This window comes from Sporomusaceae bacterium ACPt, from assembly GCA_041428575.1.
Classification (GTDB): Bacteria; Bacillota; Negativicutes; order Sporomusales; family Sporomusaceae; genus Sporomusa_D; species Sporomusa_D carbonis.
Genome location: CP155570.1, coordinates 2958671 through 2985513, shown reverse-complemented (window position 1 = coordinate 2985513; position 26843 = coordinate 2958671). Strand labels below are relative to the sequence as shown.

42 protein-coding genes are annotated in these 26843 nt (G+C 52.3%); 38 read left to right on the top strand and 4 right to left on the bottom strand.

Annotation, left to right across the window (positions count from 1 at the left end; genetic code table 11):
- The first annotated feature begins 56 nt into the window (after positions 1-56).
- The gene (locus SCACP_RS15585; RefSeq protein WP_425058405.1) at positions 57-419 is read left to right on the top strand and encodes a Mu transposase C-terminal domain-containing protein; all 363 of its coding nucleotides are present in this window, start codon (positions 57-59) and stop codon (positions 417-419) included.
- On the opposite strand, the gene SCACP_RS15580 is transcribed toward SCACP_RS15585, so the two are convergent.
- Complete coding sequence (locus SCACP_RS15580; RefSeq protein ID WP_425058404.1) at positions 403-756, bottom strand: hypothetical protein; 354 nt, start codon at positions 754-756, stop codon at positions 403-405. The two genes, SCACP_RS15585 and SCACP_RS15580, sit on opposite strands and share 17 nt — an antisense overlap.
- Positions 757-790: 34 nt before the next feature.
- On the opposite strand from SCACP_RS15580, the gene SCACP_RS15575 reads away from it, so the two are divergent.
- The 21 genes from SCACP_RS15575 (at position 791) to SCACP_RS15475 (ending at position 12792) form a co-directional block, all read left to right on the top strand.
- On the top strand, positions 791-991 hold the full coding sequence (locus tag SCACP_RS15575) for a hypothetical protein (RefSeq protein WP_425058403.1): 201 nt from the start codon (positions 791-793) through the stop codon (positions 989-991).
- A 4-nt stretch (positions 992-995) separates the two neighbouring features.
- Positions 996-1202 carry a helix-turn-helix domain-containing protein gene (locus tag SCACP_RS15570; protein WP_425058402.1) on the top strand — a complete coding sequence of 69 codons (207 nt, stop codon included), beginning with the start codon at positions 996-998 and terminating at the stop codon, positions 1200-1202.
- A 145-nt stretch (positions 1203-1347) separates the two neighbouring features.
- Complete coding sequence (locus SCACP_RS15565) at positions 1348-1836, top strand: hypothetical protein (protein ID WP_425058401.1); 489 nt, start codon at positions 1348-1350, stop codon at positions 1834-1836.
- A gap of 111 nt (positions 1837-1947) precedes the next feature.
- On the top strand, positions 1948-4023 hold the full coding sequence (locus SCACP_RS15560) for a Mu transposase C-terminal domain-containing protein (protein WP_425058400.1): 2076 nt from the start codon (positions 1948-1950) through the stop codon (positions 4021-4023).
- 14 nt (positions 4024-4037) lie between these two features.
- Positions 4038-4976 carry an SUMF1/EgtB/PvdO family nonheme iron enzyme gene (locus tag SCACP_RS15555; protein ID WP_425058399.1) on the top strand — a complete coding sequence of 313 codons (939 nt, stop codon included), beginning with the start codon at positions 4038-4040 and terminating at the stop codon, positions 4974-4976.
- A 69-nt stretch (positions 4977-5045) separates the two neighbouring features.
- A complete protein-coding gene (locus SCACP_RS15550) occupies positions 5046-6071 on the top strand; it encodes an AAA family ATPase (protein ID WP_425058398.1) in 1026 nt (341 codons plus the stop codon).
- Positions 6064-6282 carry a hypothetical protein gene (locus tag SCACP_RS15545; protein ID WP_425058397.1) on the top strand — a complete coding sequence of 73 codons (219 nt, stop codon included), beginning with the start codon at positions 6064-6066 and terminating at the stop codon, positions 6280-6282. Before SCACP_RS15550 ends, SCACP_RS15545 begins: the two co-directional genes overlap by 8 nt.
- 3 nt (positions 6283-6285) lie before the next feature.
- A complete protein-coding gene (locus SCACP_RS15540; protein ID WP_425058396.1) occupies positions 6286-6471 on the top strand; it encodes a hypothetical protein in 186 nt (61 codons plus the stop codon).
- Entirely contained in the window at positions 6452-6793 is a 342-nt protein-coding gene (locus tag SCACP_RS15535) for a LysM peptidoglycan-binding domain-containing protein (protein ID WP_425058395.1), read from the top strand. Before SCACP_RS15540 ends, SCACP_RS15535 begins: the two co-directional genes overlap by 20 nt.
- Before the next feature lie 19 nt (positions 6794-6812).
- Positions 6813-7049 carry an AbrB/MazE/SpoVT family DNA-binding domain-containing protein gene (locus tag SCACP_RS15530; protein WP_425058394.1) on the top strand — a complete coding sequence of 79 codons (237 nt, stop codon included), beginning with the start codon at positions 6813-6815 and terminating at the stop codon, positions 7047-7049.
- Between the two features lie 14 nt (positions 7050-7063).
- Positions 7064-7705, top strand: a complete 642-nt coding sequence (locus SCACP_RS15525) for a hypothetical protein (protein WP_425058393.1) — start codon at positions 7064-7066, stop codon at positions 7703-7705.
- A complete protein-coding gene (locus tag SCACP_RS15520; protein ID WP_425058392.1) occupies positions 7705-7914 on the top strand; it encodes a hypothetical protein in 210 nt (69 codons plus the stop codon). Before SCACP_RS15525 ends, SCACP_RS15520 begins: the two co-directional genes overlap by 1 nt.
- The gene (locus SCACP_RS15515; protein WP_425058391.1) at positions 7911-8312 is read left to right on the top strand and encodes a regulatory protein GemA; all 402 of its coding nucleotides are present in this window, start codon (positions 7911-7913) and stop codon (positions 8310-8312) included. The genes SCACP_RS15520 and SCACP_RS15515 overlap by 4 nt, the downstream gene beginning before the upstream one ends.
- A gap of 90 nt (positions 8313-8402) precedes the next feature.
- On the top strand, positions 8403-8648 hold the full coding sequence (locus tag SCACP_RS15510) for a hypothetical protein (protein ID WP_425058390.1): 246 nt from the start codon (positions 8403-8405) through the stop codon (positions 8646-8648).
- Positions 8649-8748: 100 nt separating this feature from the next.
- Positions 8749-8931, top strand: a complete 183-nt coding sequence (locus SCACP_RS15505) for a hypothetical protein (protein WP_425058389.1) — start codon at positions 8749-8751, stop codon at positions 8929-8931.
- A gap of 104 nt (positions 8932-9035) precedes the next feature.
- Positions 9036-9521, top strand: coding sequence for a hypothetical protein (locus tag SCACP_RS15500; RefSeq protein ID WP_425058388.1), 486 nt, complete (start codon positions 9036-9038; stop codon positions 9519-9521).
- Positions 9522-9768: 247 nt separating this feature from the next.
- Entirely contained in the window at positions 9769-9933 is a 165-nt protein-coding gene (locus tag SCACP_RS15495) for a hypothetical protein (RefSeq protein WP_425058387.1), read from the top strand.
- Entirely contained in the window at positions 9930-10187 is a 258-nt protein-coding gene (locus SCACP_RS15490) for a hypothetical protein (RefSeq protein WP_277669107.1), read from the top strand. Before SCACP_RS15495 ends, SCACP_RS15490 begins: the two co-directional genes overlap by 4 nt.
- A gap of 16 nt (positions 10188-10203) precedes the next feature.
- Positions 10204-10503: a hypothetical protein gene (locus SCACP_RS15485; protein ID WP_425058386.1), complete on the top strand. Its 300-nt coding sequence runs from the start codon at positions 10204-10206 to the stop codon at positions 10501-10503.
- Positions 10503-11057, top strand: a complete 555-nt coding sequence (locus tag SCACP_RS15480) for a phage protein Gp27 family protein (RefSeq protein ID WP_425058385.1) — start codon at positions 10503-10505, stop codon at positions 11055-11057. Before SCACP_RS15485 ends, SCACP_RS15480 begins: the two co-directional genes overlap by 1 nt.
- 10 nt (positions 11058-11067) lie before the next feature.
- Positions 11068-12792 carry a phage terminase large subunit gene (locus SCACP_RS15475; RefSeq protein ID WP_425058384.1) on the top strand — a complete coding sequence of 575 codons (1725 nt, stop codon included), beginning with the start codon at positions 11068-11070 and terminating at the stop codon, positions 12790-12792.
- A gap of 137 nt (positions 12793-12929) precedes the next feature.
- Here the strand turns inward: SCACP_RS15475 and SCACP_RS15470 are convergent, their stop codons facing one another.
- Positions 12930-13247, bottom strand: a complete 318-nt coding sequence (locus SCACP_RS15470) for a hypothetical protein (RefSeq protein WP_425058383.1) — start codon at positions 13245-13247, stop codon at positions 12930-12932.
- 466 nt (positions 13248-13713) lie between these two features.
- On the opposite strand from SCACP_RS15470, the gene SCACP_RS15465 reads away from it, so the two are divergent.
- The 4 genes from SCACP_RS15465 (at position 13714) to SCACP_RS15450 (ending at position 14957) form a co-directional block, all read left to right on the top strand.
- Positions 13714-13917: a hypothetical protein gene (locus tag SCACP_RS15465; protein WP_425058382.1), complete on the top strand. Its 204-nt coding sequence runs from the start codon at positions 13714-13716 to the stop codon at positions 13915-13917.
- A 28-nt stretch (positions 13918-13945) separates the two neighbouring features.
- Complete coding sequence (locus SCACP_RS15460; protein WP_425058381.1) at positions 13946-14110, top strand: hypothetical protein; 165 nt, start codon at positions 13946-13948, stop codon at positions 14108-14110.
- Complete coding sequence (locus SCACP_RS15455; protein WP_425058380.1) at positions 14103-14738, top strand: BRO-N domain-containing protein; 636 nt, start codon at positions 14103-14105, stop codon at positions 14736-14738. Before SCACP_RS15460 ends, SCACP_RS15455 begins: the two co-directional genes overlap by 8 nt.
- Before the next feature lie 63 nt (positions 14739-14801).
- Complete coding sequence (locus SCACP_RS15450; RefSeq protein ID WP_425058379.1) at positions 14802-14957, top strand: hypothetical protein; 156 nt, start codon at positions 14802-14804, stop codon at positions 14955-14957.
- Positions 14958-15090: 133 nt separating this feature from the next.
- Here the strand turns inward: SCACP_RS15450 and SCACP_RS15445 are convergent, their stop codons facing one another.
- Positions 15091-15429, bottom strand: a complete 339-nt coding sequence (locus SCACP_RS15445; protein WP_425058378.1) for a hypothetical protein — start codon at positions 15427-15429, stop codon at positions 15091-15093.
- An 83-nt stretch (positions 15430-15512) separates the two neighbouring features.
- On the opposite strand from SCACP_RS15445, the gene SCACP_RS15440 reads away from it, so the two are divergent.
- The 11 genes from SCACP_RS15440 to SCACP_RS15390 all read left to right on the top strand — a co-directional run bounded on the left by SCACP_RS15440 (position 15513) and on the right by SCACP_RS15390 (position 24120).
- On the top strand, positions 15513-16814 hold the full coding sequence (locus tag SCACP_RS15440; RefSeq protein WP_425058377.1) for a phage portal protein family protein: 1302 nt from the start codon (positions 15513-15515) through the stop codon (positions 16812-16814).
- Positions 16807-17646 carry a minor capsid protein gene (locus SCACP_RS15435; protein ID WP_425061422.1) on the top strand — a complete coding sequence of 280 codons (840 nt, stop codon included), beginning with the start codon at positions 16807-16809 and terminating at the stop codon, positions 17644-17646. The genes SCACP_RS15440 and SCACP_RS15435 overlap by 8 nt, the downstream gene beginning before the upstream one ends.
- A 158-nt stretch (positions 17647-17804) precedes the next feature.
- Positions 17805-18827 (top strand): phage protease, encoded by a 1023-nt coding sequence (locus SCACP_RS15430; protein ID WP_425058376.1) that lies wholly within the window; start codon positions 17805-17807, stop codon positions 18825-18827.
- A gap of 54 nt (positions 18828-18881) precedes the next feature.
- Positions 18882-19238 carry a head decoration protein gene (locus SCACP_RS15425; RefSeq protein ID WP_425058375.1) on the top strand — a complete coding sequence of 119 codons (357 nt, stop codon included), beginning with the start codon at positions 18882-18884 and terminating at the stop codon, positions 19236-19238.
- Between the two features lie 19 nt (positions 19239-19257).
- Positions 19258-20271, top strand: coding sequence for a major capsid protein (locus SCACP_RS15420; RefSeq protein ID WP_425058374.1), 1014 nt, complete (start codon positions 19258-19260; stop codon positions 20269-20271).
- A 66-nt stretch (positions 20272-20337) separates the two neighbouring features.
- Positions 20338-20778: a phage protein Gp36 family protein gene (locus SCACP_RS15415; RefSeq protein ID WP_425058373.1), complete on the top strand. Its 441-nt coding sequence runs from the start codon at positions 20338-20340 to the stop codon at positions 20776-20778.
- Between the two features lie 4 nt (positions 20779-20782).
- The gene (locus SCACP_RS15410; RefSeq protein ID WP_425058372.1) at positions 20783-21346 is read left to right on the top strand and encodes a phage virion morphogenesis protein; all 564 of its coding nucleotides are present in this window, start codon (positions 20783-20785) and stop codon (positions 21344-21346) included.
- Positions 21343-21807 carry a hypothetical protein gene (locus SCACP_RS15405; protein WP_425058371.1) on the top strand — a complete coding sequence of 155 codons (465 nt, stop codon included), beginning with the start codon at positions 21343-21345 and terminating at the stop codon, positions 21805-21807. The genes SCACP_RS15410 and SCACP_RS15405 overlap by 4 nt, the downstream gene beginning before the upstream one ends.
- A gap of 13 nt (positions 21808-21820) precedes the next feature.
- Positions 21821-23221: a phage tail sheath subtilisin-like domain-containing protein gene (locus SCACP_RS15400; protein WP_425061421.1), complete on the top strand. Its 1401-nt coding sequence runs from the start codon at positions 21821-21823 to the stop codon at positions 23219-23221.
- A gap of 23 nt (positions 23222-23244) precedes the next feature.
- Entirely contained in the window at positions 23245-23691 is a 447-nt protein-coding gene (locus SCACP_RS15395; RefSeq protein WP_425058370.1) for a hypothetical protein, read from the top strand.
- Between the two features lie 27 nt (positions 23692-23718).
- Complete coding sequence (locus tag SCACP_RS15390; protein WP_425058369.1) at positions 23719-24120, top strand: hypothetical protein; 402 nt, start codon at positions 23719-23721, stop codon at positions 24118-24120.
- Between the two features lie 130 nt (positions 24121-24250).
- On the opposite strand, the gene SCACP_RS15385 is transcribed toward SCACP_RS15390, so the two are convergent.
- Positions 24251-24526 carry a hypothetical protein gene (locus SCACP_RS15385; protein ID WP_425058368.1) on the bottom strand — a complete coding sequence of 92 codons (276 nt, stop codon included), beginning with the start codon at positions 24524-24526 and terminating at the stop codon, positions 24251-24253.
- A gap of 78 nt (positions 24527-24604) precedes the next feature.
- Between SCACP_RS15385 and SCACP_RS15380 the strand changes: the two genes are divergently transcribed.
- A complete protein-coding gene (locus SCACP_RS15380) occupies positions 24605-26839 on the top strand; it encodes a phage tail tape measure protein (RefSeq protein WP_425058367.1) in 2235 nt (744 codons plus the stop codon).
- Positions 26840-26843: the final 4 nt, after the last annotated feature.

Sequence of the window (26843 nt, the reverse complement as noted above, 5' to 3'; positions counted from 1 at the left end):
AGGGGTGTACGGAAAGGGGAATGAAAAGTATGAACTTAAAGGGGGACAAAGTAAGCATGAGTAAGGATGAGTGCATGTCAGCTATTGCAGGGCTTTTGGAACAAGCTGGGTTGAACGGCAGAAGAGGAATTTTAACTTTGCACAATACGGCTGCTGGTTTGGAGATGCGAGATTGCCGCGTAAACAGGGGCAAGAAAAATGACTTTAATATTTTTGATTTTAAAACAGAAATAGTGTACGTCAATCCGTGTGGCATTCTTCTGCACGGTTGGTTTTGGAATGATGCTATGACAGATTTCATCGGAGAGAATGTGCTGGTACGTTATTATATGCAAGATTTAAGTGAGGCTTATGTATTTAATGATGATAAAGTGTTTTGCGTCCTGACTCCCAAAACGGTTCCTACTTTTTCTTCGTGAAATGGATAGTTGATTTTTCGCGTTTTGCTTCTTCTTCCCAAAAAGACAATGGCGGGTTATCTGGGGTAGATGGAGCGTGGTCATTGGATTCACCGGGACGGCGGTTGGGATTACCGGCGATGGATATACTCCAGCCATGACGGCGATAATTGGTACTTTTTAAATTATCGATGGCATCGCGGTAGGCGCGGCCGAGTTTTTGCAAGTTTGCAACTGCTTGTTCGGGAAACGGCTGGCCGCAATTTTGGCAGATGATGTTCTGCCTATCAGCGAGGTTTTCTAAAGCAATTTGGAATGTTTCCTTACAAGCGTGGCAATGAAAGATAAACACGAGCATCAGTCCTTTCTGAAAGGAGGTGAAACAATATCCAGTGTTCTACATCGGCGGGATGGAACGTGTAAAGCGGCATCTTGATGATGCAAAACAGTACCTAATGTCTGTAAAGGCTGGCCTTATGTATCCAGAGACGGACGGACAGGCGGCGGCAGCGGATTTTGTCTGCGTGGCATTGGAAGCAGTTGTTGCCGCACAAAAACAACTTGCTCGCGACAGCCAGGAAAGAAAGGGGTGATACCATGCCAGGCTTGACGCCAGAGGAGATTCGCGCGGAGCTTATCCTGCGGAAGATTAAACAAGTAGACATTGCCCGCAGCCTTGGCGTTTCGCAAGCGGCAGTGAATCGAGTAATTTCAGGAGACTCCGTTAGTCAAAAAATCCGGGAGGAAATTGCCGCTATCCTTGGCAGACCGGTTGCGACGATCTGGCCGGAGCAGGCGGCGTAAATCCGGCGGTGAAGTTTAGCCGGTCCTAACGGCTAGGCTTCACCGGGTGAAAGGGGGGGAGATACATCACTCTTTTCCCGCTGGTTAATTTTGGGTAAATCATTTTGTCATGTTTCATTATACGGGAGAGTTGGAGTGAACCGCAATGTCTAAGTTGAAACGAAAATTAGACATGGGTCAGGAAAAACAGTTATCCATTTTTGACATCATCGAAGAGGTTGAAGCGCGAAAGGACCAAGGACCTATGCCGGGCAGTCTAAACTTGCAACAACGGATTAAAGAAGCGCTGTCGCAGGCTCTGAAAAATGCACCGTGCAAACGGTGGGAAGTAGCCGGACGGATGAGTGAATACACCGGCGTCGAGATCACCGAGTCCATGCTGAACGCCTGGACGGCGGAGTCGAAAGAGTCGCACCGGTTCCCTATGGAGTATGGCCCGGCGTTTTGCTGGGCGACCGGCGATTACACGATTGCCGAACTTTTTTCCAAAGCATGCGGCGGCAGCTTTATCAAGAGTGAAGAGGTCATTCTCCTTGAGCTGGCCCGCATCGAGGAAGCCAAGCGGCAGCTCTTGGAACAAGAAGAACAGGCCCGTCAATATCTTTCCAAGATGCGCAGGGCAGTTTTGCTATAAAAAGAGCGGCCAAAAAGGCCGCTGGTGCATAAATGCGGCACCTAAACCGACATATTCAGTATAACATAATTTTAACTTTCAAATAAGACTGTACCTGGAAGGAGGGATGATATGGGGCTTGCCAGATCACAGGTGACGGTAGCGGTAGCGGCCGAGTTGGAAGGGATATCGGAAAGGCAGATAAGAGAAAAAATCCGCAATGGTCAGATTAACGCGCGAAAAATGAGATGCAATACCGGCGCGCCAGGCGGCCGTCAATGGATGGTAGACCCGCATTCACTCTCGACTTCTGCGCGGGTCCGCTGGCAGCGGCGCATGGCGGCGGCAGAAGAGTTTCAAGCGGAAGAGGAAGAAGCCTCCCATCCTGCCTTGCCGGCGCCGGTCATCACCGGCGCTAAGAAACGTGAAGGAGCGCAGATAAAGGGCGGCGCGGTAAATCCGGCGGCATATATCGATGTGGCAGGAAAGGAGGCGTTCGAAAAAGAGATGGGCAAGGCGAAATACAAGTATGACGTGGTCGCAGAGGCTAAAGCCGTCATAGACTCAAAGCAAAACGTGACGGAACGGATCAAGGCGCTGGCGGCCAGGGAAGGTGTTAACGCCGCGACGATTTACCGCTGGATAAAAGAGAGTGAAGCCGGAATATATGCCCTTTTGCGAAAACGGCCCACGGTGGTAGCCGGAAAGAGTTTTCGGGCAATCAATCCGGACTTGGAAACAATCATTCGGAAATTTTATCAAGCGCCTGGCGAACCGAAAGCGGCGGCGGTATACCGGAAGGTTGTCAAGTTTTGCAATGAAGCCGGAATGGACAGCCCTTCCCGGGCGACGGTTTTTAGGTTTATCCAGTACCTGGAGGACACTGAGCCGGATGTATGCTGCTATACCCGGAAGGGGCAAGAGGCATGGCTGGAAAAATACGCGCCGCACGGAACGCGGGCGGAGCCGGAGCGCGTGATGCAGATTGTGATGGGCGACCATCATAAATTTGATGTGTTCATCGAGTATGGCGGGGCGCCGGTACGGCCGTGGGTGACAATGTGGTTTGACGTAAAAAGCCGCTGCCCGGTGGGCTGGACGGTTTCAACGCAGGCCAATGGAGAGACGATAGCCTTGGCAATGGCGCATATGATGACGCCTAAGAAGCGCATCCGGATTACAGAGGACGGCGAAATTATCGAAGAGACGCTGGAAATGGGCGGTATTCCGGAAACGGTGTATATCGACAATGGCGAGGATTATAAATCGCGGCTGAAAAAAGGACTGGCATCCAAGGATTTTGCCATGTCGCCGGAATCGCTGGATTTGTGCACGCACCTGGGCGTCAAGACGGTGTTTGCCACGCCGTACTGGCCGCAAGCAAAAGCGCATATTGAACGTTGGTTTGGCACCGTGGCGCGGCAATTCAGTCCGGAAATGCCCGGATGGTGTGGATCAGAGCCGGAAGAGCGCCCGGCCGGGTTTGATGAGCAAAAGCTTTGCAAACAAGGCAAGCTTTTGGGCCTGGTCGAATTTGCGGAACGGTTTGAACAGTGGATTTTGAATGAATACATAGAAAACGAACACGGCACAATCAAGCAAGCGCCGCTGGTTGCCCATTTACAAGGGCCTAAAGCACGGCCGGGCTGGCCCGACCCGCGCACGCTGGACATTCTCCGCTGCGTCAAGGAAAAAGCCAAGGTGTACAAGGAAGGCATTCGCCGCTTCAACCGCCTGTATTGGCACAATGCGCTGGATGCGCTGGCCGGTCAGGATGTCATTATCCGCTACGACCCCAGCCGGATTGGCGAAATTCATATCTTCACAGTAAAAGGCGGGTTTATTTGTACGGCCACCAATGCGGAACTGATGCAATACGGTGCCTGCCAGGACGATGTGAAGAAGGTTATGAAGCGCCGCAGCCAGCGTAAGAAGGAAATCAGGGAACGGATGCGGCGGAATGAGGAGCAATTCGACAGCCTGAAAACGGTTACGGCGGAAAGGAAGGCGGCCGGTACGCGGATGGTGCCGGGAACGGCAGCCAGCACGGAAGGGCTTCTGCCCGCAATCACGCCGCTGGATCAGGCTGGACGGCAGGTAGCCAAGGAAAAGGCCAAACGGCAAAAGATAGCGGCGGTCAAAGAGGCATGCGAGCCGAAGCGGGAACTCGACCCGATTGAGGCCATGATCCTGGGGAGGACAATATGAGAGGAGAAATGAGTATGTGCAATAAGGTTCTTTTGGACAACACGGGCAAGCCCAACATGATGGTAAGGATACCGAAATTCAAACTTTCTGATGTTATACCGGGGGCGGCGGACGTAACGCACCCCGCCTTCATCGTTGACGGTGCGGAGATCGATGAAATTTATATCTCCCAGTACCAAAACGCCATAATCGACGGTAAGGCATACAGCCTGCCGTTCCAACGGCCAGGAGTCAAAGTGAATTTTGATACGGCGCGCGAACTTTGCGCCGCCAAAGGGCCGGGGTGGCATCTGATGACCAATGCCGAATGGGCGGCCGTTGCCCTGCTCAGCAAGAAAAACAATACGCTGCCGCGCGGGAATAACCATTGGGGATGCGATTACAGCCACCGGGGCGAAAAAGGCGTTGTATTTGATGACTGCAAGATTTTGACCGGCTCCGGACCGGCAGCGTGGTCGCATGACCATACTCCATACGGGATATTTGACCTGAACGGCAATGTATGGGAATGGGTTTCGGGCCTCCGGCTGCTGGACGGCGAAATCCAAATCATAGAAGGCAATAACGCCGCTAAACCCATTGACTTAAGCCTTGCTAGCGACGAGTGGAAGCCCATCCTGCTAGGGGATAAAAACCTGAAATATGCATTAACCGATAACGGGGTGAAACTTACCACGGAGGATGCGGGCGAAGATTGGGGCGGCACGAAATTCATGGATTTAGAGACTGATATTCAGGTGCCGGATATTGCAAAAGCCCTTGCGTTGTTTCCGGCCGACGATGCCAAATTTACTGATTACTTTTGGGCTGATTGCGAAGGCGAATCACTTCCGATCCGTGGTGGCGGCTGGAACGACGCCGCGTACGCTGGCGTGTTCTCTTTGTACTTGGATAACGCCCGCACGGATTCGAGCAACAGCATCGGGTTCCGCTCCGCTTATATCCCCGTGTAATCTGTAATTTGAAAGCCTGTAATCTGATATAGCGGGCGATAGCCCGAAATTATGGGGGAGGGAATTTACATGGCCGAGTTGGCAGTTGTATCGCAAGATATACTGGAAAGTATTGATATGACCCATTGGGAACGGGAACGCAAGCTGGTTTGGAAACTGGCGCGGGAAAACGGGACAAAGATTGAAACCATCGCGCGGGAAGTGGGGTTTAGCCGGTCGCAAGTCAGCCGGTATATCAATGACGATAGTTTTAAACCCAGCGATGAATTTGTCGAAGCGGTGCGCGTGTATCTTAAGCGGCTGGGGATTTGGGACGAAGAAACGCTGCAGGTTGAACCGGAATCCCTGTACATCAAAAGTGTCAATCAGCTTGATATGCTGATTACAGAAGCGTGGAAACGCACCTGGTATGTGCTGGATACGGCCTGGAAAGCCAAGAATTTCGGCATGGTGGTTGGCCCTTCGGGGTGCGGCAAAACGTCGGCGGTTCAATGCTGGATGGAACGGCCCGATAATTTTGAAAAAGCAATTCTCATCACGGCCAATGGCTGCATGACCCGGAAGGCAATCCTGAAACGGATTGCCAAGGCGATTGGCATTTGGGCGAGCGCGGACTCGGACACACTGGTCGAGCGGATTTGCGCGGAACTCAAGGAGCGTCCCAGACTGATAATCATTGATGAAGCGGACCAACTGAGCAGCGAAGGAAAACTGGAGATTTTGCGCACGATACTGGACGGCACAAAAAACATCGGGATTGTTTTGATCGGCAATGAAGATTTAAGTGAATATATTTTGCGGATGGCCGTGGACAAGCGTAAGCTTGCCCGCATTCACAACCGGTTCGGGGCTTATCAGCAGGTGAATATGCCGACCAGGGAGGAAGCCTTGCGGCTCCTGGAGCGGGTGAACCTGACGAACGGAGCGCGGGAAAAAATGATCAGCATCATCCGACGCAAGCATGGCGACGGCGGCCTGCGGGTAGCCCGGACAATGCTCAGTATTATTTTTGAAGCGATTGGGGACAAGCAGATTACCGAAGACCTTCTACGCTCCCCGGCGCTGCAGGGTGCGGTACTTTCCGCCAATGCGTAAGCGGAGTAAACGGCGCAACACAGGGAAAGAAAAACGGCGATATCGAATTGGGCAGCCCGAACCGGCTTACAAAGGCGGATATCGCATTTGCGCCAATTGCGGCAAGGTGTTGGACCTGTACCAGTGGTCCTGGGTGGCGACCAATAAAGCAAAGCGCTGGACTACGGTGTGCCGGGACGACCGTCTATGTTACGGAAGAAAGAAGGGATAAGAGATGCTCCTGTTTCTGATGGGGTGCTTTACGGGAGCGGCAATGGGAATTTTGGCAGCGGCGCTGTGCGTCGCCGCCAAAGACCATAATCCGTGCCGCGACTGCGTGGTTTATCTTGACCCGGAAGGCGATTACTGCCAATGCTTTGATTGTGAGAGGGGGAAGCGCGATGAAGCTTTCCCGCAATAGGCGGAACCGGCTGGAAGCTGCAGCCCTGGTCGTTTTACTGCTGATTGTGGCGGTGCTGCTGTGCGGCGCATGCTCAGGCGAGCAGAATGTCAAAAAAGAACTGGCGGTTGTTACCCATGTGGTATCCAAAGGGGAAACGCTGTGGACGATTGCCGAAAAGTACATTACACCGGACCGGTACATGCCGGAGTTTATTGAGGGCATCTATGAACTGAATTACGACCGGGTGTTTGTGGAGCGCGAAAAGAACGGCGCGCCCCGCAAAAGTGTTTATCCCGGCGACCGGTTGGAGATACGGTACTGGCAAGTAAAGAAAGATTAAAAAAGGAGATGGATGATAAATGAATTTCCAGAAAAAAATCGGACGCAAAGGCAATATTTCCATCCCGGCGGCGCTGCGGCGGCAATACGGGATTGAGGGCGAGGAAAGGATTGACATTTCCGTGGATGCAAAAGGGAATTTGATTATTAAGCGCATAGCCGGTTCATGCATTTTCTGCACATCCGACGAGGGGTTAAAGGTCCATAACGGCCGTCAAATTTGCGCATCGTGCGTGGCTAAAATCAAACAACTGTAAGGAGGCGCGTTTCATTGACAATCGCGGAAAAAGTTGACCGGGCCGTGGAGCTGGATAAGCTGATAAAACGGTACAAGAAGGAATTGGACGGCATCAAGGCGGATTTGCAAAGCCTGGCGCTGGCCGACATGGAAAATAAAAACATCAAGTATATGCAATTGTTCGGCAAGGCGGGCAATTGCGAGGCGGTCTATAAGGAAAAATTTGAAGTCGACAACTTTGCCCTGCTGGTGGAAGTGGTTGGCGAACTGGTAAAAGACAAGGTTGTCCGGAAAGAAGAAGTCAAGTTTGATGTTGAAGGACGTTTCAAAGAGGCGCTGATTGCCTTGTATAAAGGGCAGTATGGCGTTCATGATCTGGATGGTATCCTGGCCGGTATGGGACTGGATGAAAAGCAAATCAAGGTAGCCCGAAAAAAGCTTAAAGGCGATTTCAAAAAGGACAAGGCGGTCCTGGAGAGCATGGGCGTGACGGGCGACCGGGAAGAGGAACTGGACGCAATCAAAGAGGCGAAAAACCTGGAATTGATTGAACGATATTTTGATCTGGCAACGCTTGACGTTGAAAAGCTGAAAAAATGCATTTGGGTTGAGGATAGCCTCAGTATTGCGCTGAACTATGATGCCGACGATGCGGAAGAAAGGATGGGTGCGTAATGGACAAGGACGGCCGGAAGATGCCGGAGCCATTAAGCGAGGAAGAGGAAGCCCGGCTCTTAGGCGGCAATGTTTTTGGAATTGATGCGCTGTTTGACGGTGATTTTGCCCAGCGGTACAAAGTTGCCCGTGAATATTGGACAATCGGGATGGTCCAGGAATGGCAGGAGCTTATGGCTGCGCTTCGCCATAGGAGGCGATTGCGGTGAACATCACTGATAGCCAAATCCGGAAAATCTGGGCGGCAGCGCGGGAAAAAAATCTTGATGAGGATACAGTCCGCAGTATTGCCGCGCAGGTGTCGGGCAGGCCCAGCATATCGGGGCTTACCAAAACGGAGGCTATCCAGGTTATTGACCGCCTGGAGGCTAAAACAAATCAGGCCAAACCGAGCCGCCCGGCCAATATGGCGACGGAAAAGCAGATATGGAAAATTGAGCAGCTCGCCCGGGAGTTAGGCTGGGACGGCAGCCCGAAACGGCTGGAAGGGTTTTTGCTCAAGTATACTGGGGTCGCAAAGCTGGAATGGCTGCCAAAGCAAAAGGCCATTGGCCTGATCGACGGGTTGAAGGCCATGCTGGAACGACGCCAGCAAGCGGCTAACTAATCATAGAGATTTCTATAGTGAAAGCAGTTCTGTTTAAAGCAGGCTGCTTTCGCTATAAATGTGAGATTTTTTGACGGGGAGGGTTCATGAGTGGAAAACAGGTTTGAAACCGTAGTCATACGGGAATGGAAGGGATTTTGGGCAAAGGGTCCGGGAACGCCGGATTTTACTGCTCCTGCTGGCGGATTTGTGCTTACCTTTCACCGGGGCGCGAATCCGCCTCATAAAGTGGAGCACTATGATACGGTGGAAGAGATTTTGGAGAAATATCCTCAGTATGCCTGGTTCAGCCGGGATATAAACGATCCGCCGGATATTGCGCTTGTTGGAATATAGAAAGGCGGTGAAGGTATGAATATGGATGTGTTTTCCTGGATTTGGCCGGTGCCCGTCAAGGGGCAGCAGGGGCTATGGAATTGGGATGAAGGTGGAAAGGTTGATTGATTGCGAGCTCTGCCCGAAAGCCAAGAAAAAGAAAACCAAAAGCGGCTATGAATATTTAATTACACCGGTAGAAGTATGCGGGGCGGAGTGTATTGTAAAACAAGGCGAGAAAGCGCGAAATGCACTCAAGATGAATTACCAGCCCGAAGGTAACAGCAGGAAGAGACGAAAGTAAATTTAAGCACAGAGCAGCCTTGCGGCCTGTGCGGGTCGCAGGGCTGCTCAATTTGCATGGGTTTGGTATAATGAGGCTAAGACGGTAGATTCGGGAGGGATGGCATGCAGGCGACGGCAACTAAAGATAGCAGTAAAAGCTGGTTTAGCAAGACGGAAGGACGTTTGTATGCTTACCCGGCCCTGATGGCGCGGCATAGGGATTTGGCGGCCGAATTAAGGGAAGCCTATCCTTTAGGCGCGCGAACGGTTGGTGATGGAACCGGTATCAGGGCGGTAGGCTCCCACGGCGACGGGGCGGCAAAATGGGCCATGCGGTTTGAGGGCATGGAAAAGGCGTGCGATGAAAGTTTGCTCAAAGTATTGAAGGAATTTGAGCTTGTGAATGGTTTTTTAGAGTTGTGTTCGGAAGAAGAACGGGAATTTGTGAAACTTAAGTATTTTAAAAACTTGGCGAGAGGCACAATCCTACGGGAAATGGTCATATCCTCCACTACGTATTACCGGCTGAGGGATACAACTGTGACAAGAGCGGCGGCCATATTTGGCTACCTTGAATATGAAGAGTATGTAAAAATGCTGGCAATGTGACCAGCATTTTTTGCATTGTATGAGACTTTTTAGGGGCCTTCAGCCCAGTATTTTTGCGGGGTGGTAATTTTGCGGTAATATCACGGTAATTTTACGGTAATTTCGCGGTAAAAAAACGGTAAAAAATCGGGAATCTTCAAAAACAAAATTGTGCTATGCTATATATAGGTCGAAGTGTCGACAAAATTGAACAGCAAACCGCTCTCGTGCAGGGCGGTTTTTATTTTTTATCAAGGGGATGATGCGGATGAAAAGAACCAAGGAGCAATGCCGGTCGCCCAGCAACGGAAAAGCGCGGGTGAAAGAGCAATTGAGCGAACGGGATATACGGGAACTGATGGCGCACGATTCGTATGAACGTACGGCGGGAGGGGCAATACGGTCCAGGAGGAGATTGGTGGTGTTGAAATGATGGAGCAAATGGTTTTTTGGGCAGTGCAGGGCGTGATTAGCGTGCTGCTGACAGCGGTGGCCTATTTTCTGAAAGCGACGCGTGAACAGATTGACCGGGATATGAGCGAGCGGAAAAAAGAGACCGATAAACTGCGGGATGAGCTCACGGAAATGAAGTCAAGCCTGCCGCGCACGTATGTCCTCAGAGAGGACTATATCCGGACAATGGCCGACTTCGGCCGGAAGCTTGACCGGCTATTGGAACAAAAATAAAAAGGTGGTGAATTGCATGGCATTAGGAACAGTGCTTAACAAACAGGCCAGGGGATACATCCTCAAGGTCTGTAAGATTTCATACCCGCAGCCGGTAGGGTCCAATGTGCTGGACGTTTGCTTGGTGGACGCCGGTATGGCTGCATCGCCCACGCAACTGGAAGGATACATCAAATACCTGGAAGAGCGGGGCTATGTGACGATGAAAGAGGCGGGTTTAAGCTTGCTTGGAACAACGCTGCTATTGGTAAATTTGACGGCGAAAGGAATTGATTTGCTGGAAGGGACGCTCTCCGATCCGGGAGTGTGTTTGTAATGGCAAAAGGCGGCCGTAAACAAAACCGCAGGCACTATAAGGTGGAGCGGCTGAAATGCCGGGAGCTCATTGACCGGATGCTGGCGGACGGATATATTTACGAAGATATCATGGAAGCGGTGGCGGAAGCCGGTGAACGCATTTCCAAGTCGTCGATCCAGCGGTACCATGCATCCTTTGAGCAAGTGGCCGAACGGATTACCAAGACGCGGGAACAAATGAAAGTCCTGATTGATGCTGTGCGCGATCAGCCTGGCACCGACCTGGCCGAAGCGGCAAACCAGGTCATGATGCAGGGGCTCTTGACGCGCATCGCTACCGCTGGCGACGAATTTGACGCGCTGCCGCTGGATAAAGTCGGGCGCTTGGTGGCGTCCCTGGAGCGCAGCGCAGTGGCGCGGGAAAAGCTTAAGCTGCAATATGACCAAGGGGTAAGCGCGGCGGTGGGCAGGATTATGGATGAGCTGCGCACGGTGCTGGCCGATATGCCGGATATCATGGCTGTATTGGCAGCCAAATTGGAGACTATCCGGACTGAATTGACGGCCGGATAGGGGGTGCCTTATGGCAACGAGAAAGAAGGCGGCCAATGCGCCGCAACCCCAACAGGCAAATATTTTAAAGCGTCTGGTCGGACAAGAAACGGCACGGGAACCGGAATACTGGGAAATTGTGCTGCTTAACAGTTATGCCGACCTTCATCCGGACATAGTCAAGCTGATTAACGAACAGAAGACTCCGCTCTTCGGGCCTGCCGGTATCCGGAAGGCTTTAGCCGAACGGGAGCCGGAATATTTTGCCCGCGCCTACTTTCCGGAGTATATTCCGTCGGAAATGCCCTTGTTTCACCGGGAATGGTGCGAAGATTTCCGCGACGTGGTTGAAAAGGGCGGCGGCTCCAGCGTGGTGCGGGTGGCGCCCCGCGGCCACGCAAAAACAACGTTATGGGATTTCATTTTTCCGAATTGGACGATTGTCTATAAGAAAAAGCGGTATATTCTGATTTTGTCAGACAGCTATGACCAGGCGCTATCCTTTATCACCAACATTAAGGATGCGCTGGAGAACAATGACCGTATCCGCGAGGACTTCGGCGATCTCAAAGGCAAAGTGTGGCAGGAAGGCAAGATTGTCACCGCCACCGGCGTCATTGTCGAAGCCCTGGGCGCAGGCATGAAGGTCCGGGGCCGCCGCAACAAGGAAAAACGGCCGGACCTTATCATCGTCGACGACTTGGAAAACGATGAAAACGCCGCTACGCCGGATCAACGGAAGAAATTAAAGAAATGGTATAAACGGGCGCTGCGGCGCGCCGGGGCTGCTTACACTGATTTCTTTGTTGTCGGCACCATTATTGATGACGACTCGCTCCTGGCGGAACTGACGCGGACACCCGGTTATGACGTGAAGGTGTACCGGGCGGTTCTTTCTTTTGCGGAGCGGGAAGACCTCTGGGACGAATGGAAGCGCATTTTCACTAATCTGGACAACCCGTCCCGAGAGAAGGATGCCCGAACTTTTTTCGACAGGAACCGGGCGGAAATGCTGCGCGGGGCAAAAATCCTCTGGGAAAATGCAAACCCGAATTTTCCGGACGGCTATTACTCCATCATGGTGGCCCGCGTGGTCGATGGCGAGGAGTCCTTCTGGTCGGAGCTGCAGAACGACCCGAAGTCCAGCGAAGATAAATTCTTTCAACCGGTCGAATATGACGACGACGGGCGGCCGCCGCTGGCGAAGATGCTGCTGGTCATGACGGTGGACCCGAGCTTGGGCAAGACGGAGAAATCGGACTTTTCGTCTATCATCGTGCTGGGAACGGATCGGGAGACAGGGCAGATGTATACCCTGACGGCCGATATCGCGAGAAGAACGCCGGACGCCACCATTGAAGCGCTGTTTGTTACCGCGGAGTTTTATATGAACCAGGGGCTGCGGTTTAAGGTTGTGGGCATAGAGGATGTGCAATTCCAGGCGTTTTTCGCAACCGAGGCATTTAAGCGGGCTATGAAAAGAAGGCTGCATTTACCGATACGGCCGTTTCATCGCCGCTTGCCCAAGGATGTCCGGATTGAGGCGATGCAGCCCAGTATAAACAATGGCTATGTGAAAGTGCATAAAAAGCATACGTTGCTGCTCACGCAGCTCAAGAACTATCCCAAAGGGAAAAAGGACGGCCCGGACAGCTTGGAAATGGCGATTGACCTGTCGAAAAGCGGCAGCGGACGGTCGGGTGACAAACCGGGCGCGGTGGTCGGGGAGACGGCGGTGACGGGGATTGAGTGGTAAAAGAAGCTTAAAATTATCAGACAGGGAGAGATGGGAATTTGAGCAAGAAAAAAGAAACAAACCTGAATGTGCAAGATTCAAGTCTGTTTCCGTATGGCATTATCAACTTAACAGTTAGGGATGATGCGGCATTTGTGTCAATTGTTGCGAAGAATGGCGTTATTGCCAATCAATGTATTCCCGCTCGTGGTAATGTGAGAATGAATGGTTCCGAAAATACGGACTGTCCCGCCGTTGTTATAAACTGTACCGTTGACCGTTCCGTAGATGTTGGCGATTCCTTTGGCGGCGATATAAATATCGCCAATGATCATTCCGTGAATATTGCCAATGCAATTCTTGTGAATATACACATTTCCCACAATCATGCCATGCAAAGACAGTGTTGAATGTTCACAAACCTCAATATTGCCGATGTATTTATCTGTGATTGCAGTGCTTGTTTTCAGCTTCATAGCATCACCACCCTTCCAGCCTGAGCACTAAAGAATTTTTTCTTAATCGGCCTGGATTATCCTTCCAGATGGTAAGTTTTCGCAAATAATGTGAGACACAAATATTGACATTTGATTATAATTTGAGTTAAACTAAAATTAAATTGGAGGTGATGTGTATAGAGCGCAATCCTAAAGGTGGCGGAAGAAAGCCACTCCCAGCGGATAAGAAGAAAATCCGTATATGTACAGTATTTGGAACACAGAAACAGGATGCACAAGTTAGGAGTCTAGCATCCAAGGCTGGTAAAAGTCCAGCCGAATGGCTTCTTAGCGAAGCCTTAAAAAACAAATAGAGGAAACCGCTCAAGTCCTGGCAGACCTCGGTTTCCTCGCCGACACCCCACCGAAGCGGGCTGTACAAGGATAGTATATCATTGACAGCCTTCCTTCGGCAAGGGTGATTATGCGAAGGAGGGTATTTTTTATGGAATTGAAGGAAAAGATTTATGCCGAGCTTAGGATGTTGATCAATGCATTGGAAGGGAATCAGCTGGGTCTGAATGATTTTCAGGCAAATCTGGTCATGCATCATACTTGTTGCCTGGCTTTGGTGCTGGACAGCAGTCTGACGGATGTCGACCGGCGGCGGGTGATGATGGCGGTGCGGTCGAGGGGGACGAAGGCATGAGCGGGATAAGGTGGCAAAAGCAGGTGGTATGGCAGGGAAGAGAGGTAGACTTGTATACGGACGGTCAGCGGTTGTTGGTGGTGCGGCGGCAGTTGGGGAAGCTGCTCGGCTACGTGCGGCCGGGACAGGAGCTCTACCGGCTGGAGGGCAAGGGCGGCCTGGCGGCGGGCGAGGCGGTGACGGCGATGATTGACCGGCCGTTTGCCGGGCGGCATGCCGAGCGTCTGTACAGTTTGCGCGGGGCGATGGAGCTGGCGCGCCGGTCGCAGGCCAAGGAGGCGCGGCAAGTGCATGCCTGGCTGGAGGGTTTGGCGGTGTGCGCCTGCCCCGCAGATAAAGCGGCTGTTCCCGTCAGTGCGGCGAAGAAGGCGACACAGCAGGGTCTGGCGCTAATTAGGACGGCGGAGTTTGACGGCCTGGCGTGCGACTTTTACGGCGACGGGACGGAGCTGTGGCTGACGCGGGAGCAGATTGGGCAGGCATTGGGGTATAGTGATGCAGCTACAGCGATCACAAAAATTCATATGCGACACAAAAGTAGGTTAGATAAATTTTCAGTAACTACCAAACTGGTAGGTACTGACGGCAAACAGTACGATACTTACCTCTACTCCGCCAAAGGGGTATACGAAATTTGCCGCTGGTCGCGGCAGCCGAAGGCCGACGCTTTTTTCGACTGGGTGTATGATGTGCTGGAGAGCTTGCGCACAAGGCAGGCGGTCTTAGTCCCGGCGGAGCGGGCGGAGAAACTGGCGGCGGCTTTGCAAGAGATATTGACGCCGGCGGAGGCGGCGAAGTTAGCGGCGGCACTTACAAGTTAACTTAACAAACGGAGGAGCGCTTTTTAGGCGCTCCTTTTGTATTTGGCAAAGGAGGTGATGAGGATGGATATGGCGGCACGGGCGATAAGGCTTCTGAAAGAAAACGCCCAGGCGATGCATTGCAATAAAACTGCCATGGATATTGCCAAGGGGATTATATTGGCATATCTGACGATTCGGATGTTAGAAGGGGAGATTAATGACTGTCCGGCGGAATAAGCATAAAAGGGGTAGAGTGAATTTGCTTTATAAAGTACTGGATTTTTTTGCGGAGAACTTCCCAATACCAAAGTGGCTGCCGTTAGTTATTTCTCTTGTCGCCCTCGCGGCAGCGTTACTGAACGTGAGAGGTTCATAGCCAATGATAAGACTTGGCCAAGGCCAACAAAGAAATAATGATTGGGATTGCACGCCATATCCATTCCAGTATCCGAGCTTTTTTAGCTTTAGCTATGGTTTCAAGATAAATTTTACCTTTGGCGGTTATTTGAAATCGTCCATCCATTGGCAAAAATTCAGGCTGTTTACATGCAACGACTCTAATGTACTCGTTTTTCCACATAAACACTAGTCTTTCCAGTATGTCGTTATTGCTAAAGTGAGTTAAAACGCTGATTTGGCTAAGGTTTAGGGTGTCGTTTTTTGATTGTAAACATAGAAGTAACTTGATGCATTTTTCATCTAAGTCCATTTATAACGGAACTCCTTTCTGCCTGGGCGCAGATGAATAAATTCAATAAGCAATGCAATCATTCCTGGCAAGGAGGTGAGAGTTTGGCGCTATATAAAACACAGGTGGGGCAAATCGGTTCACAACTGGACACGTCGTTTTTCCTGTTCGACGATTGCATCAGCAATCTGGACCCGGTGCCGGTGGAGGAGTATGAGCGGATGGTTGATACCGATGAAACGGTGGAAATCTCGCTGTTGTTTTTGACGATGTCCATTCTCCTGAAAATCGGCGAATACAGCCATGAAAACCCGAAGATTACGCAGTTTGTGCAGGAGAATTTTGAGCAGATGGAGAGCAACCTGTATACGGCGTGCGAGGAAATGCTGACGGCTCTGTGGGCGGGGTTTTCCGGCACGGAAATCGTGTGGCGGCCGGAAGGGGACAGGATGCGCTTGCATCGCCTGGTGACGTATCATCCCCGGACGCTCTTAATCCGGGTTGACCGCGAAACGGGGCGATATCAGGGATTTAAGCAGTGGCGCTGGTTTGCCGGTTCGCCGGTGGATATTCCGCCGGAAAAGGCGATTCTCTATACGTACCGCAAGCGGTTCGGCAATCATTACGGCCGCAGCATCTTGCGCCCGGTGCGGAAAAACTGGCTGTTAAAGGACCCGGTGCTCAAGATGCTGGCGCGGGCGCTGGATAGGTTCGGGACGCCGATCACGTCGGCGGTGGTGCCGGATGAGGATATCCGGGACCCGGACAATCCGGACAGGGAGGTGAGCCAGCTTGAATACGCGGTGCGCCTGTTGGCGAACCTGCAAAACGGCACGGGCATTGCGCTTCGCTACGGACCGGAGGGACAGGAGCCGAAAATCAACGTGCATAATGGCGGCGGGTCCGGGATAGGCGAAGCCTTTGACCGGGCGCTGGGGTATTTTAACAAAATGATTGCGCGCGGCATACTGGCTCCTTCCCTGCTCTTGGATGAGGGCCAGCGGTCGGGGAGTTACTCTTTAGGGCAAAGCCATTTTCAGATATATAACATTATGACGTCGGGGATCTTAAACAACCTGACCGAGGCGCTGTTGGAGCAACTGGTGCGGCGATTGGTGGAATATAACTTCGGACGGCAGAAAAATTACGGTTCCTTCGGCGAGAAAAAACTCAATGAAGAGGATACGAAGCTTTTGTCCGAGGTATTTGAGCGGCTGACTAATGCAGGATACTTGGACGCAAGGCTGCAGGCCGATTTTGACGCCGTCCGGGCGCGCATGGGGCTGCCGCAGCGTAAGGTAGCAGCGCCGCCGGAAGAGTTTAAGAACAAGGTGCGGACTCAATATGTGAACTATACGCGCGGCGGCGATATTGGCGACCCGCTGGCAGGTGAAGGCGATGAATGAGCGCGATCTCTTAAAACGGCTGGATGAAACCGACCGTTTTTTTGTGCGCCGGTATGAAGGATATCTGGATCAGGTCATGGCGCGCGCCGAACAGATTATGAGCAGCGTGCGCCATATGCAGCAGATTGTGCAAATGCCCTTTCCCATGGCGGGGGAATTAGGCCGTATGCTGACGCAGCATGCGGAGGATGTGCTGGCGACCGGCCAGGCGCATGCGTCTATTCTGGTGGAGGATTTGCACCGCCGGTTTGCGAGGCGTAAGCTGGCGGAGTGGCAGCCGTGGTTTTTGCGCAAGCTGGCCAGTCCGATTGTGATTGACCCGGAGAGGTTCTGGCTGGAGCCGGCCGCCGCTATCGAGGCGCTTTCCGCGCGGGAAAATATGCTGGCCAATGATGTGGAAGGCGAGCTGTGGACGGAAGTAAAAAGAATTCTGCTGGAGCATCTGCAGGGAGCCAGCCGCAAGGAAACGGTCGCGGCTTTGGCGGCGCTGGCGCAGGTGAATGTGCGCCGGGCGGAGCTTATAACTACAACCGAGACAACCTATGCCTATAACCGGGGGCGGCTGGCGGGGTTTTATGACGCCGGCGTGGATTATGTGCGCTTTTCAGCGGTGATGGATATGCGGACCAGCCCGCAGTGCAGAAGCCGCCACGGCAAGGTGATGCGCATGGACAGTCCGGAACTGGCGAACAACATACCGCCGCTGCACGGCCGGTGCCGGTCGGTGCTGTCGCCGCTTTTTAGCGCGTACCAGCCGGAATACCTGACGGCAGAGACGCTCGACTGGTCGAAAGTGACGCCGCTGCCCAAGGGATGGAAGACAGCAAAATAAACCGCCGTATTTGCCTTATACAGCGGTTTTTATGGCGGGCAGGTATAAATGGTTATGCCATAAGCGTTTGACGTAAAATAACGCAATCTAACGCAGGAATAACGCATTTTAGAAAATGGGATAACGGCGCATTTTGCCGAAGGGAGGTGAAAACAGAAATGGAGCTGTTAAAAATTCCTTTTTTACGCCTGGGACAATGGAAACATCCGGTCTATGGCGATGTGAACATTACCCAAGATACCTTTGATCAGATTATCCGTAATTTCCAAAACAATGTGCTGGGCCGTCCGCCGTTTATCCGCCTGGGCCATGATAAAGACGGCAAATCAACCTTTGGCGACGCTCCGGCGGAAGGTTGGGTGAAGGAGGTCAAGCAGGAAGGCAACATCCTGTTCGGCATGGTGGAGCCAACGACCAGCGAAGCTGCCGACAACATACGAACAAAGCGGTACCGCTTTGCCAGCGCCGAATACAACCCCAACGGCGTCAACAAAGAAACGGGGGAGCGTGTGGGGGCGCTTCTTTCAGCGATTGCTCTCACCAATGAACCTTTTTTAACCCGGCTGCCGGAAGCAACGCTGCTGGCGGATGTGCCGGGAATGTTCTACTTAGATTTCAGTGAAGTGAAGGAGGATGACAAGCATATGCCTTGGAAAAAAATCGAAGAGACCATCAATAAACTGAGCGAAACCATGACGGGATTTATCGCTTCTTTTAAACCGACCGCCCCGGCTCCCGGCATGGACGAAGCGACCAAACAGAAGCTGGCCGACATGGAAGCTGCGCAAAAAGCAACCAATGAGGCCCTGGCGAAGTTGAACGCCCAACTGGCCGAATCGGAAAAAGGCAGGCGGCTGGCGGAAGTGGATAAAGATGCGGCTGCCCTGGTGGCCCAGGGAATTCCGCCGGTGATGGTGGAACAATGGAAAACCATTGCGCTGTCCGCTCCCGGCCAGGCTATGGTCAAGCTGGCGGACCAAACCGGCAAGGAGTTGGAGATGACGGCGGCCGATGCGTTTAAACAGACGCTTTTGGCTTTGCCGGAGGAACACCGCATTCCCATGGGGCAGCGCGGTACGCAGTCGGTGGGGGATGATCCGGACAAAATAAAACTGGCTTGCGATGAGGATATCAGGATGCTGGGCGGCGAAGTAACCGCCGACGGCAAGTATAAGATTTAAGCGGCTGAAGTTACGGGCGCTATTTTTATTGCGGAGGGATGATGAAATATGCCGATGGTTCCTGGAACACAGACGATTGCTGTGTATGAAATGATTGAGATTCGGGCGATTGTAGGGCCGGAAGTGGCAATCGCCGTGACGGTCGCGCCGACGGATGTGGAAGTGCCGGCGGGCACCGTATTGGGCCAAGTAACGGCCGATAAGCTGTATTATCCGTATGACAATGCGGCAGCCGACGGCCGGGAAACGGCGAAGGTGATTTTGGGCGAGGCGGCGCCCGCCAGCGCGGAGCCGCAGGTTGTGACTGGTTATATTAAGGGGATTTTCTACAAGGATAAATTGCAGGGGCTGGATGCGGCGGCCATGGCCGAGTTATTTGCCCGTGAAGTTGACGGGATCATTATTATCTAAAAACAAGGAGTGATGCAGAGTGAAATTCGGATTTCCTTCGACGCGCGAATTGACGCATGTGGTGCGCAATCGCGTGAGTGATACCACAAAATTTATCGGCAAAAGCATTTGCCCCATCGTGCCGGTGTATGCGGCGGAAATTGAATATGACGTACTGTATCCGGCGTATGGGATGACCAGCGCCCATAAGATCGGGACGGACCCCAAAACGGTGTCCACGCCGAAAATGGAGACCAAGCGGTCGGGGACGGCTTATTGGAAAGATACCGGCCGCCTGGATGAGGAAAAACTGCTCAACCTGCGGAAAGCGGGAACGATTAACGAACGGGCCGGGCGGGAAGCGGTCTACCAGTTGGCGCTGCAGCAAGACACCCGCCTGGATGTGCGGATTGAGTGGCTTGTCTGGCAGATGCTTACGAAAAACGCGATTGCCATTGATGAAAACAATGTGAAATTCACGGTGGTGTTCGGCATGCCGGACAAGGTGGATATTTCCGCCGACGTGCAGAAAAAGTGGACGGCTACGGCTACAAGCGACCCGCTTGGCTTTTTAACCGGATTAATCCAGGGGTATCGCGGCACCGGGGCGAAAGCCAGGACGGTCTATATGAACAGCGTGACGGCCGGATATGCCATTCAGAGCGCCAAGTTTGTGGATATGCTCAAGCAGTCGAATTATACCGGCTATTTGAGCACTTTAAACGCGGTACCGGCGTTTAAGCTGCTCATGCCGGACGTGGATTTCGTCATTTACGACGAAGGGTATCTGGATGACAGCCAAACCTTCCAGCCCTTCCTGCCGGACGGGGAAATCGTGGTCTATGGCGATTATCCCGGCGAGAAGGTCATGGATTTCGGCAGCACGATCAGCCTGCACAACGGCGGACTGGACAAGCCCCAGCCCGGCAAGTTCAGTTTGATCGAGGACAAGTCGGGGAATGAAAAAAATCCGTATGTGGACGTTACGGTCGGCATCTACGGCCTGCCGCGTCTGTACCATCCGAATTATATCCGCCGGGCGAAAGTGTTTTAATTTCGCGGTAGGTGAGACTGTTTAAAAGGACGGCCGGAGGTCCGTCCTTTTGATGGAGGTGGTCATTTGTATACCACGGTGGAACTGGTGCGCGGATCATCGAAGCTGGCAGATGAAAAGGCTATGTCGGCAGCGGATGTAGAGATGTATATCAAGAAAGCGCAGGCGCGGATTGACGCCAGGCTGAAAAAGCGCTACCGGGTGCCGCTTGCCGAGCCGGTGCCGGATATCATTGAAAGTATTGCGACCGACTTTGCGGCCGGGTTTGCCATTGAGAAATATTACAGCCAACGGCCGGGCAAGGAAGAGCCTTACCTGGCGGAAGTTTTGATTAAGCGGGCGGAAGCTGATTTGGCCGAAGTGCTGGAGGAGCATCTCTTAGATGGGCTGCCGGGCGTTGAATTTTTGCCGCCGCCTGGGCCGGCTCCGGCTGTTTTGGCCCGGCCGGCCATGCAGTCGACGACACCGGTGCGCAGCGAAATGACAGCCGCTCTGGAGCGTTGGTGATGGTATGGCGGAAATAGAATTTAAGATTGAGGCCAAAGGGATTGAAAAGGTCGAAAGAGCTATTCGGATTTTGGATAATCTTGGATTAGATACAAAGCCTTTGATGCAAAAATTGGGCGAAGATATGCGCGGAATTGTCGACCGGAATTTTGAAGCGGAAGGAAGGCCGAACCGCTGGAAACCGCGCAGCCCGATTACCAATATGATCTATGGATTGGCGGCAATGAAGCGAGAGCGACAGACAAAACGCTATCAAAACGCCAAAGGCGCTGCCGCAAAGGCTAAAATACTAGGAAAGGCTGCATTAAAAGCTCGGAGAAATTTAATTCTTAGTTTATCTGGTGATTTGAAAAAGAAAATCACAGTAGAGACACAAGTAAATCAAGTAAAGATTGGCGCCCCTGAAAGCGTTAAATATGCACGCATCCATCAATTCGGCGGCATGGCAGGCCGCGGAAGGAAAGTAAGAATTGTGGCCCGGCCGTATTTAGTTGTGCCTGATTCTGAGGTTGGTTTGCTGCAAGATACTGCGCTTGGTTATGTTAAAAGGACGGTGCTGCGAATATGAGTGAGAACATTGTTGATGCGATCTTAACCGTCTTACAGGCAGAACCGGAACTGGGAGACGTGGGCGAGTGGAAAAAGGTAAACGGGGTTGTTCCGCTACCCTGTAAAACGATTAGCGTGGGGGTAGATGAGGAAATCTTTGCGCCGTACACACGTCTGAAAGATCAAGTAACGGCTAAAGTGATTGTTTACGCATATCTGACAGATGTTGACCCGGAGGATGGCGAAGCAAGCATACGGGCAATGGCCAAAATTATCAGGCATGCTCTGTCGGCTGACCACTCGTTAGGAGGCAAGGCGGCGACAAGCTTTGTTAAGGATATCAGGTACGTGTATGCTGACGACTTTGAAGATTTGCACGCGGCGGCAATTACGCTGGAGGTCGTGTATTATGCGTCGCGATTGAAGCCATTGGTCGCGCCGCCTACCGGAAAGATAAGCATGGAAGCAGAAAGGAGTTGAGTCTTAAGTGGCAATGGAGTTTATTGTTCCCGGTGTGCAGATTGATGAATCGGATGTGGGGCCGCGCCCTACGCAGCAGCTCAGTCTGTCCGGGATTGGCATAGTGGGAACTTTTGAACGGGGGCCTTTGAACACGCCCACAACGGTCGGGGATATTCAGCAGTTGACCGACAAGTTTGGCGGGTACGTGGAAGGGTTGACCGGGTATGTAAGCGCCTACGGGGCGCTGGTCAACGGGGCCAACGATTTGCGGATTGTGCGCATTGCCGGCGCCGGGAGCGCCGCTGCGAGCAAAACTTTTACGGATGGCGCTGCAAATCCCAGCATTGTGGTGACGGCTTCCAGCGTGGGGGCGTGGGGCAACGGTATCAAGATCGGCATTGCCAAGAATGCCGATAACTTTGATTTGACGCTCAAATATGGCAGCGCCGTAGAGCGGTATGCCGGTTTGACGCTGAACACGCTCGCCAAGGTGACGTCGAAGTTTATCACGGTCAGTAAGGCGGAAGGCGCGGAGGGGATGCCTGAAACAGTGCCGGATACGTCCCTGACCGGCGGCAATGACGGGGCAGCGCCCACGGACGCGGACTATATCGGGAAAGTTGACAGCGCAACCGGCGCGCGCAGCGGCTTGAAGGCGCTGGAGCCGGTGCAGGTGGGAATTGTGCTGTGCGCCCAGCAGTACAGCCCGCAAATTCATACGGCACTTGTTTCGTTTTGCGAAAACTGCGACCTTGACGAAGGTCTGAGGGTTGCGATCTTAAACACAGCGCCCGGCCTTTCTGTCGATGCGGCTATCGCTCAGACGCAGGCGCTGGACAGCGACCGGGGTATTTTTGTATATCCATGGGTAGAACCGGAGGATCTGCCGGGGCAGTTTGTAGCGCCTGACGGGTATTATGCAGGCCGGTTATCGGTGATTAATCCGCATGAAAGCCCCAGCAACAAACAAATCCTGGGTATTACAAGCTGCGAGAATATGTATACCTACGCGGAGGTAAAGGCGCTTACCCTGGCGCGGATCAGCCCGATCACACTGGTGAACAACCGGGGCTTCCGCATCCGGAACGGCCTGACTTTGTCCAGCGATTCGGCCTGGAGCCAGACGAATATCCGGCGGCAGCAGGACAAAATGGAAATGGAAGTCTACCACGCGCTGCAGTGGGCGATTTCCGAGCCGCATGCGGAACCGCTGTGGCGGGCGGTTGCCGATCAGGTGGATATGTACCTGCAGGTGCAGAAAAACCTGGGTTTTATTCGGGGTTACAAGCCGACTTTGTGCGACGCCAACACCAATCCTCCGGAAATGGTGACGGCGCGTATTTTGACGTTTATTTTGCGCTGGCTGCCGCTGTATGCGGCCGATTATATCGTCGGCCGGATGAAGCGGGAAATGTCTGTCGAGAACAAATAACCTAAGAAAGGAGTGCGACCGGTATGCTAGGTATTGAGAATGACCCTATTCAAGGGTTTGACGTGTCGGTCAGCATCATGGGGCCGAACGGCCCGGAGCTGGCCGGTGAGTATCAGACGGTTGATATTACCGTGAAGAATGAGACGGAAGAATACCTGGAGACGAATGAGCGAATTGCCAGGATACTGGACGGGGAGATCAGCATCAGCGGCTCACTCAAGCGCGGCTGGATGAACACGGATATTATCAGCCGCGTCTATGGGTATACCGCTTTGCGCCGGGGCGAAAAAATCGGCGCAAGCCCGCGCTTTACCATATCCTGCACGGCGGATAATCCCGACAAGGGAGTGTCCGGCCGCATCAGGATTGAAAATGCTGTTATCCCGGAATTGAAGCTGGCGATTAAGTCCGGCAAGGGCGTAGTGGAGAAAGATTTGCAATTCAAGGCGGAAGGAATTAGCGAAGCCTAAAAATATTAAATTTGGAGGATGAATATTATGGCTAATCAAGTGTTTGGGCCGCTCGAGCTGCCGAGCGGGAAGAAAATCAAATTTCGTGAGCCTGTCGGCCGCGACCGGGTGAATGTGGTGCAAATGCTCAAGATGAGCATGGATAATTTTGGGTCCGGGGCTGTCCTGGTGGATGGTTATGTTGCCGTCAAATGCATTACGGAAATCGACGGCGCGGCGGTCACGGACAATTATAAGAACGTTTACGACACACTGCCTGACGGCGATTTGTCATTTTACCAGACGGTGTTTGCTGAACTGTTTGGCATGACAGAGGAGAAACGGGATAAAGCCAAGGAGGCGGCCGCTTTTTTGCGGAAAGGGCAGACTTATACCGCTTCATCCAGTGCGCTAAATACGGACATGCAATCGACTACGAAGGCTGGTTAAGGCTTACCGATGTAGAGCGAGATGCGCTGTATTTGGCATTGGAATGGCTGAGCGAAAAGGAAAAGGAGCGTAACGCCATAGAATGAATAAAAAGAGGCCGGATACGTCCGGCCTCTTGAACATTTCAGGTTTATTTTGATTTATTGGCAATCAGAGCGGCAGTTGTAAATATGACTGCCGCCAGCATGACGCAGTAGAATGCGGGGAGAAAGGAAAACGGAGTTAAGGCTGCGATAATTCCAGCCAGTATTGCCGCGATAACGGCGGCGAGAAACAGTTTCGCAAGGATATTGGCGGCTCCAATCAAAAGCAGCGGCAAAGCAGCCAAGGCGCTGGCCGGGCCGACGATCAACCAAAAGAATAAGTTTCCCCAAAAATCTTTTTTGACAGTCGATTTTTCAACCATGACAAGCGCCCCTTTCTGGCCTTTTTCTAAATTTATTATACTCTGGCGGCGCGGTTGTTGACAAGGAAGGAGTATGGCATGAGCGTTTCATTTTCGGTAGCTATGGTGCTGACTGCGTTTAATCGCATGTCGCCAGGAATAAGAGAAGCCGTGCGCGATGTGCAGAATCTGAAGCAGACGGTGAGCAGCGCCAGCAATATGACGATCTCCATGCGTGTGAAAAAGACCGAGGAGGTTGTGCGCGAATACAAAGATAAAGCCGACCATCTCCGGACAAATGGTGTGGAGCAGGCGGCAACCGGGATGGCTGTGCTGGCCCCGGTGGAAAATGCAGTGAAGAATTTTGCCCAAGTGGAAGATTCTTTAATGAACTTGCGAATTGCCGCTTATGACGCCAGTGTTCCTATAGAACAGTATGAAGCTGAACTGAAAAAGGCCCAAATTGAAGCTGAAAGATTAGGTGATGTCACGCGATTTAGTACCCGTGAAGCCTATAATGGATTTACGGTATTGTCTAAGGGCGGAGCATCTCTCCAAGATATATATTCAGGTCTGGGACAAGCGGCAGTTTATCTGGCCCAAGCCGGAGAAGTTCCTATTGAGAAGTCGGCAGAAGCCATGATAAAAATATCGAACGCTTATCAACTGACGGGAACACAAATGAAAGATGTGGCGGACATGATTAACCGGGTGGATGGCGCAAGTACGGCTAGCATTGATAGTCTCCAAGAAGGATTTAAATACGCTTCCGGTACCGCTGCGCAGCTTAAACAATCAGTGAATGAAACAGCGCAAGCATTGGCGGTGCTTAACAACCGGGGGTTAGACGGGAGTACTGCTGGTACAAACTATGCTGATTTTCTGCAACGCCTGATTCCAATGACAAAAAAACAAACGGAAGAAATGGCGAAATTAGGCATGGTCAAAGTCGGGGATTCAACCATTACGGCAGAGCAGTATTCAACTATGAAGCAAATGAAGTGGCTTACAGATAACGGGCATAGCGTCTTTTTTGATGACCAGGGCCGGCTTAAACAGATGAGCGAAGTGATTCAGATCATGCGTGATTCTTTTAAGGATATGCGGCCTGATGATGTGCAAAAGGCAATGCATAAAATCTTCGGTGAACAAGGCGGCAGGGCGGCATATGCTCTTTATCAAGATGGGAAAGGCTCATGGGAAGAAGTTGGAACAAATATAGCAAAAGCGATGGGGCTGGAACAGAAGATTGGACTAAAACAAACGACGCTGCTGGGCCGTGCTGAAAATATGATGGGCAGCTTGGAAAATTTGTCAGCTACCAGCGGCAGTCCGATTGGGCAATTTATTTCGTCGCAATTGGACGGTCTTACCGCAATAATTAATAAGATGCGACAGCTTAGTAATGAGTATCCGGGAGTGACTAAAGGTATCATGTGGCTAGTGACCTGGCTGGGGCTGTTCAAATTGTCTCTAGGCGGTTTTTCTATTTTGCGCAGTATTTTACTGTCAATCGGTGCTGATTTTCTCAGTGTATTCAAATGGATTTTGAAATTTGGCGGTGGCGTACAAAATCTAAAAGTAGGCTTTGACCTTATCCGCGCTACCGGAGCCGGATTTTGGCGCAGCCTATGGCAAGGCGCGCAGTTGGCATGGCCATGGCTGGCGCGCCTGGTCGGGTGGGCCGGGACGGCAGGCGGCTTCTTATTGCGGCTGGGTTCCTATGGTTTGCGGTTCGGCTCTATGCTGGGCGGCGGGGCTATGACGGCGATCCGCTGGCTGGGGCTGGTGCTGAGCTGGATCGGCCGTCTGGTTGGCGGGTGGATGGTGGCCGCCGTCCGGATTGCCGCAGGCTGGCTGATTGCCATGGGACCGGTAGGCTGGATTATAGCCGGTGTTACGGCGATCATTGCCGCCGCTATTTGGGCCTGGAATACCAACTTTATGGGGTTCCGGGACAAATGCATTCAGGTCTGGAATGCGATTAGCAGTTGGGCGCAAAGGACATGGAGCAACATTGTCGGCTTTGTGCAAACGGCTATCGGCTGGATTGGCGGCTTTATTGACAAAATCAAGGCGGCGCTGGGGTTGAGCCGTAGCCTGCCGAGCGAGCTGCCGAAGATCAGAGGGGTTGATTTAGACCCCAAGGACTTTAAACCCTTTGGGCCGGAGAATACGCCGGTGGTTCCGCAGGGGGGCGGCCGCAACTACTATTTCAACATTACAAACAACAACGACATTTCCGCTTCCGATCCGGAAAGCGCGGGGGAATCGGTTGTAAAACTGTCTGTCCCGAACAAATACAAGGCATCGCTTGACCCTAGTTTTGGTTAGGAGG